This is a genomic window from Alkalibaculum bacchi (assembly GCF_937875145.1).
Taxonomy (GTDB): Bacteria; Bacillota; Clostridia; order Eubacteriales; family Alkalibacteraceae; genus Alkalibaculum; species Alkalibaculum bacchi_A.
Genome location: NZ_CALNCS010000233.1, coordinates 1 through 5,785, shown reverse-complemented (window position 1 = coordinate 5,785; position 5,785 = coordinate 1). Strand labels below are relative to the sequence as shown.

General features: G+C 34.5%; 8 protein-coding genes. All 8 read right to left on the bottom strand.

What is annotated here, in order from left to right; genetic code table 11:
- Nucleotides 1–271: HipA family kinase (locus tag Q7P22_RS13560; RefSeq protein ID WP_303864958.1), on the bottom strand; the 271-nt coding region annotated here is incomplete at its 3' end.
- Between the two features lie 222 nt (nucleotides 272–493).
- Nucleotides 494–1,774, bottom strand: coding sequence for a site-specific integrase (locus Q7P22_RS13555; protein ID WP_303864957.1), 1,281 nt, complete (start codon nucleotides 1,772–1,774; stop codon nucleotides 494–496).
- A complete protein-coding gene (locus Q7P22_RS13550) occupies nucleotides 1,774–1,983 on the bottom strand; it encodes a DUF3173 domain-containing protein (protein ID WP_303864956.1) in 210 nt (69 codons plus the stop codon). The genes Q7P22_RS13555 and Q7P22_RS13550 overlap by 1 nt, the downstream gene beginning before the upstream one ends.
- Before the next feature lie 81 nt (nucleotides 1,984–2,064).
- On the bottom strand, nucleotides 2,065–3,201 hold the full coding sequence (locus Q7P22_RS13545; RefSeq protein ID WP_303864955.1) for a replication initiation factor domain-containing protein: 1,137 nt from the start codon (nucleotides 3,199–3,201) through the stop codon (nucleotides 2,065–2,067).
- A gap of 142 nt (nucleotides 3,202–3,343) precedes the next feature.
- A complete protein-coding gene (locus Q7P22_RS13540) occupies nucleotides 3,344–3,589 on the bottom strand; it encodes a hypothetical protein (RefSeq protein ID WP_095341959.1) in 246 nt (81 codons plus the stop codon).
- Between the two features lie 74 nt (nucleotides 3,590–3,663).
- On the bottom strand, nucleotides 3,664–4,047 hold the full coding sequence (locus Q7P22_RS13535; RefSeq protein WP_303864954.1) for a hypothetical protein: 384 nt from the start codon (nucleotides 4,045–4,047) through the stop codon (nucleotides 3,664–3,666).
- A 115-nt stretch (nucleotides 4,048–4,162) separates the two neighbouring features.
- Entirely contained in the window at nucleotides 4,163–4,651 is a 489-nt protein-coding gene (locus tag Q7P22_RS13530) for a hypothetical protein (protein ID WP_303864953.1), read from the bottom strand.
- Entirely contained in the window at nucleotides 4,638–5,087 is a 450-nt protein-coding gene (locus Q7P22_RS13525; RefSeq protein WP_095341962.1) for a hypothetical protein, read from the bottom strand. The genes Q7P22_RS13530 and Q7P22_RS13525 overlap by 14 nt, the downstream gene beginning before the upstream one ends.
- Nucleotides 5,088–5,785: the final 698 nt, after the last annotated feature.

The following is a 5,785-nucleotide window of genomic DNA, read 5'->3' as shown; positions in this document are numbered from 1 at the left end:
GACCTGATTTAAAACCATATTTTTTTAAATTGATTATATCGCTAGAAGTTATAATCGATTCTGGAAGTATTCCAATAGCAGTATTAGGTGTATCCAAACCGATTAATTTAGCAAATCTGGAAGCAACCACCTCATTAAAAAGTGCTTTACCAGTTGGTACATTCTTGTTTATCCCCTTCAAAATATATTGTTTAAAATCAGAGCAAGTAACTCGTAACGGGATTGTAGACCCAACTTTCATTATTTCATTAATGACAGTTACTTTTAACACAACATAGACTCCTCTTTTTACAATCTTCGCTACTAAATACTATTTTTAGAGAATAAATATCATATAATACTAAACAATAATAATGTTACCACACAAAGTGATCATCTCAGAACAAAATTGCAAAAGCAATTATGCGAGCACTTTCCCTATCACCCTATGAAATATTAGGTATTAAAGCAAAATAAATAAGCATGAAGAAAATTTTCATGCTTATTATTCTTTTTATTCCCCGAGAATAGGGGATGTTTCTTTTATATCAATGCTTAAGCTGTCTTTTTCTTGTTTTGGCATACCGACAATCTTGCCATCGCCTAAATATTGATTTCCATTAAATTCAACCTCTGACTTCTCTGCTGGTTGAATACTCATACTGTTTTCCATCTTGGAAGCGATCACTAAATCATTATCAGAAAACATGTGAGCATAGTATTTAAGGGTTGTCATAGGTGTTTTATGACCTAACCTATGACTGACCGTTAATACATCTGCGCCTAATTCAGCAATCAAATATGAAGCGTTAGAGTGTCTTAAACCACGTCCATTAACTCTAGGTACTCCAGCAAGTTGAGCATACTTTTTTAACCAACGGCTTAAGGTTGATTTATTCAATGGAGTATCATCATAACTCAAGACAAAATTTTTAACATTATATTTTTCTTGAAGCCTTTTCCAATCTTTTAAGACCTGGAGTAGCTCATTATCAAGAGTTACAGTCCTACGACTAGCATCATTTTTTAGATATGGGCTAATTGTATAATCCATTTTATTCTTATAATGTATGTTCTGGATAAATGAAACCTTACCATTTACCAAATCTACATTACGCCATGTTAACGCTGAGCCTTCAGAAACTCGACAACCCATCCGATAGAAGAATAAAAATGTTATATAGATTAGTTGTTCATAGAAGCTATCAGTCGAAATACAAGATAATACCTTTTCAAATTCTACCTTAGTCCAATACTTGGCTACTGCCCTTCCTTTAGGAATAGCCTTGGTCTCCAATGCTGGATTACTTGGAATCAACTTTATCTCAACTGCATAATCTAAAGACTGCCTAAACGCCGTATAAACTAAACTAGCGTAGCTCTGTGAATACCCAGAATTAGTTAATAGCCAGGTGCGATATTCCTCACATTCTGCAACTGTAATCTTCTTTAACAACATATCCTCAAAATAATCTATCCCTTTTAAGAACATGATTTTATGAGTTTCATACGTTGTTGCTTCAACATCACCACGATATTTTGGCAAGAACTTTTCTTTCATGAAGTATGAATAAGAGATATTATCCAGATCAATATTAAGATACTCTTGCTTGATTCGCTGTGCTTCTTGATATGCTTCACGTGCGCTTTTAAAAAGTTTACGTAATTGGTTACGTCTACCCTTCTTAAAACGAGATCTACCCAAAGCATCCCTGTCAAGAAAGACCTGATAAAGGAACTTTCCTGTGTTAGAATCTTTGTAAACATTGGCATATCTGGTTTTAATCAGTGTCATTAATTACCACCCTCTGTCTTATCAGAGAATGATAAACCTGTGATTTCTGAAACTGCATAAGCTGGAACAGAACCAACTCTTTTCCCATTATAAAATGGATAACCTTTTTTAGCCATCAATTTTTTAGCATTTCTAATGATGGTTCTAGCTTGGTTAGGCTTAAAGCCTAATGCAACTAGATCTGTATAATTAATTAATAGTTTTTTCATAGCTTTTCCTTTTCAAAGTCTTCTTAGAAGTAGATAATGAAAAGCGAACAACCGTCTCATTGGTTTGTTCGCCATAAAGGGTTAATCATTGCTTTGGTCGGTATGATTAGCCTTTTTTTCATTTTCGATTTCTTTAACTGCTCGTTTTAAATAATAATTTATAGTATCAATATTTGGATGCTGTGTTCGAATTAATTCTAAATCCTGCGCCATATTGCTCGGAATTGCATAATGATTTTTTTGATTAGGTTTTGCTACATAATCTATCATAAAGAATAAAAAATCATTTTTACCGTCTTCTCCAAATAACTGAGCAATTCGATAAAATATCCCTGCTGCACCACCAACTAAAAACCACTTTAATTCCTGTACTAACCTATCAGTAAGTTTAGACATTAACGGAGGAATAGAACCTTCATCATTAGCTAAAGCAGTAAGTTCTTCCCATAATGGAATAAGTTTGCGATTAGAATCAGTAAGAAGCCATCGCTTAACTACATAACCAATCAACTTTTGACTAATCTTATCTTTATCTTTTTGGTTTAGGTCGTTGAGAACTGCATGAGCAGCGTCGTGTTTAAATTCTCCTTCAATTCGCATCCAACTATCACACTGTTGAGCTAAATCAAAATACGGAGCACTAGTTTTATTTTGCTCTATTTTCTTATCATAAATACGCAAGAAGTTATCACTAGAACGCGCACCACACGTAATTCCAGTAATGACTTTATTTGCTCCAAAGAATTTTTGATGCTTTGCAGATAATACTCTTTTAAGAGAATCCAAGATTAAAACTTGTTTATCTTGTAACTTTTGATGTAAATCATCAACCGTTAAGTCATAATTAATCACATCAATAGCTACATCAAGTCTCGTAAATTTAGCTTTCTTATTTATCATTATTTTAATTAGATTGTCAAAATCTAAATCATAACCCCTGAGTTTACCCAGATTTTTCCAAGCCTTAAAACCAGATGCACTAAAGTAGAGTAATAAACCTTGCGACTTTTTCTTATCATTCCACATAAATTTTATTTTGCCATCATAGTAACCAATGGCATCTGAATAATGATTTAAGGCTTTAGATTTATTTGAATCACCAAAAATTTTTGATAATTTCAGTTCTTTGTCCAGCTGAAGTGCAGTATTCATACCTCCCATCTTATTGATAGGAAAATTAATACTAACTTGATCGACAGTAACAAAATATTCTGTCATTTTTATGTACACCTCTTAACTAATCAGATATACCCGCCTAATAGATATACCCGCCTAATAGTTATTGCGGGTTAATGCTGAACACTCCGTTCGGAACGTTCCACTTGCCAGCTTCCAGCTGGCATCCGTCAGCAGACAACATCTAAGGTTCTTCCCAGTAATCCTCATGTATAAACCAGTTTGGATTGACCTCTTTTTGAATTTTCCTTACAATTTTAGGAATATCAATTGTAGACATATTAGGAAAATACACTGGTTTCGGCATAATAAATCCGTTCTTATAGAATAAAGCCGCTCCTTTAATGTTCTCAGTTAGAGGTAGTCCTTTAACGTCGGACATTGGAAATAGCATCCTCTTAGTATCGTTATCAGCTCCATTGGGTGCCATTAATAATCGGTTATTAAACTGAAGTGTTGTATCTCTTGGAAGAATCTCAGCTGATGGTCGCTGAATACCAACTATTACTGTTTGCCCCAACGGGGCGAGACATATATAGATGCTTGACGTGCTGCAACGAGTAAATCAAAAAGGTACCGTAGAATTTCACTACGAAGCTTTGGATCGTTCAGTAAAACAGCCAGTTCATCTATTATGAGAACGATATTTCTAACACTTTTACCGTTCTCAATATAATCACTGGCTACTTTACCGAAGTCTCCAGAAAAACGATCATAGCGTTTATGCATATTCTGTGTAATGATACGTAATACACGTGCGGCTTGATTAGGTGTTACTGCGGGATGTAAGCTTTTTAAGCTGGCAAGATCCGCACTCTTTCCGTCAATGAGATATGGCTTAGCACTCATCCCTATTTGCTGGCTATCCAAGCGACTTTTTGCGCTCATTCACGACAACAAGATATCTTCCAAAGTATTTGTTTTAGTCGATCCAGTAACACCGGAAACAATCATGTGAGGACTAGCTTTCCAGTCAATTACACAATTAGGAGTAAGTAATACTTTAGAAATCACTTTCACTAATCTGTCCTTGAGATTGAGTAATGTTAATTCTGTATACCGCTTTACCATTACTTACACTCTCTAAATTTGCAGAATGATGAAACGCAGCACCCACTTCATTTGCTAGCTCTCGCAAATTGCGAGTATTAGTAACACCATTCGCATCGACTGCTAACAAATAATATCTAGGATTAGACATATCTAACATATAATTAACAGCATTACGATAGCGACCAATAGTGTAATTATCACGCTTATCTGCTAACTTAGCGGAGTTAGTTAAACGATCAAGTGCCTTAATTTGATCGGAATAAACAATTCTATTGAAACAATCAATTAACCACTTATATTGGCTAACAATTGGCATAAGAATTAACAATGATGCTGAATGAAAAGTAAAACCTAGAATAATTCCAGCTATTACACCAGTAACTAATAATGGAGCATTCAATTGAAAATGATCATTAGGATTGTACTTAAGCATGCGCATGATTGCCCCCAACGATCTTCATAATTTGATCATTTGTAAGGTTTAAAACTCTCACACCTGTTGCGCTTAAGCCCTCTCGACCGTTAAATGACCAATGTGATAGATCATCAAACGCTACAATGACCATTTTAGAATTAAACATGATTTCAACGTTATCTTCTTCCTTAAACATGCATTCTTGTCCCTTAACCTTAACTTCAAACTCAGTTGACAAAGGTAAAAGCTTGCTATTAAGAGATTGAACCCTGTAAACTGCACGCACGATATCATCACCATTACTATCCTTAGCAGCCTCGGTGCTACCAGATAATACTTTAAAAATGCTACCAGTAGCTAATTTCAAAGGTTTTTGAAGTGCGTTACTAATTGGAGTTGCCTTTGGCAAGATGGCTTGTGCAAAGGTAGAATCTTTGATAGTTTCATTTTGTTGTGCCATATTTGTGTACCTCCTTGTTGAGATATAGCGGGATACAGCATCCCTAACATCAATATTTGGACAAAAAAGCGGATTATCAGTGTTGAAGTATTCTCTAACGCTTGATAATCCGCAAAAAATTAAAAGGAAGCAAATGTCATTGAACACTTGCTTCTCATTGCTATTTTTATTCAGTTTTCCAAAAATGGGCAGACTGGTAGCGTATGAGAAGTTAAAGTTAAAAAATATACCTTTAAATACTTAAATACTTTAACCACGCTACTACCAGAACCCGCTAGCGTGGCGCCCACGGTGGTACTGCTACATTTGTCTATTTAAATCCACCGTAGATCTGTAGTAGCAGCAACATTGTTCTACGACTTATCCAACACAATCTCATAATGACGTCATCACAACATGTTGGCGCAATGTAATAACTACGTTTGCCAGAATGAGTAAATAAAATATACCTTTAAAAATAATAAAAAACTTTGTAAATCGTTTATACCATGTTTAAAGTATGCCAGCAATTTCTAGTGCATCTCTTTAAATAATCTTAATATTTACAGATATCAAAATTCAAATTTTCTAACAGTTTCTTTTTCTTTTTCATCAAGTCCAAAAGCTGTCATTACTAATTCATCAACTTTTGTATTTTCTTTAGAACCTGAATTATCAAATTAAGTGCAACACTGATTCAAATAGGTCATGAAGCCAAT

Excerpts from the sequence above, each read along its gene's own strand:
- Q7P22_RS13545 (WP_303864955.1), bottom strand. The coding sequence starts at position 3,201 with ATGACAGAATATTTTGTTACTGTCGATCAAGTTAGTATTAATTTTCCT.
- Q7P22_RS13525 (WP_095341962.1), bottom strand. The coding sequence starts at position 5,087 with ATGGCACAACAAAATGAAACTATCAAAGATTCTACCTTTGCACAAGCC.
- Q7P22_RS13530 (WP_303864953.1), bottom strand. The coding sequence starts at position 4,651 with ATGCGCATGCTTAAGTACAATCCTAATGATCATTTTCAATTGAATGCT.
- Q7P22_RS13540 (WP_095341959.1), bottom strand. The coding sequence starts at position 3,589 with ATGGCACCCAATGGAGCTGATAACGATACTAAGAGGATGCTATTTCCA.
- Q7P22_RS13550 (WP_303864956.1), bottom strand. The coding sequence starts at position 1,983 with ATGAAAAAACTATTAATTAATTATACAGATCTAGTTGCATTAGGCTTT.
- Q7P22_RS13555 (WP_303864957.1), bottom strand. The coding sequence starts at position 1,774 with ATGACACTGATTAAAACCAGATATGCCAATGTTTACAAAGATTCTAAC.
- Q7P22_RS13535 (WP_303864954.1), bottom strand. The coding sequence starts at position 4,047 with ATGAGCGCAAAAAGTCGCTTGGATAGCCAGCAAATAGGGATGAGTGCT.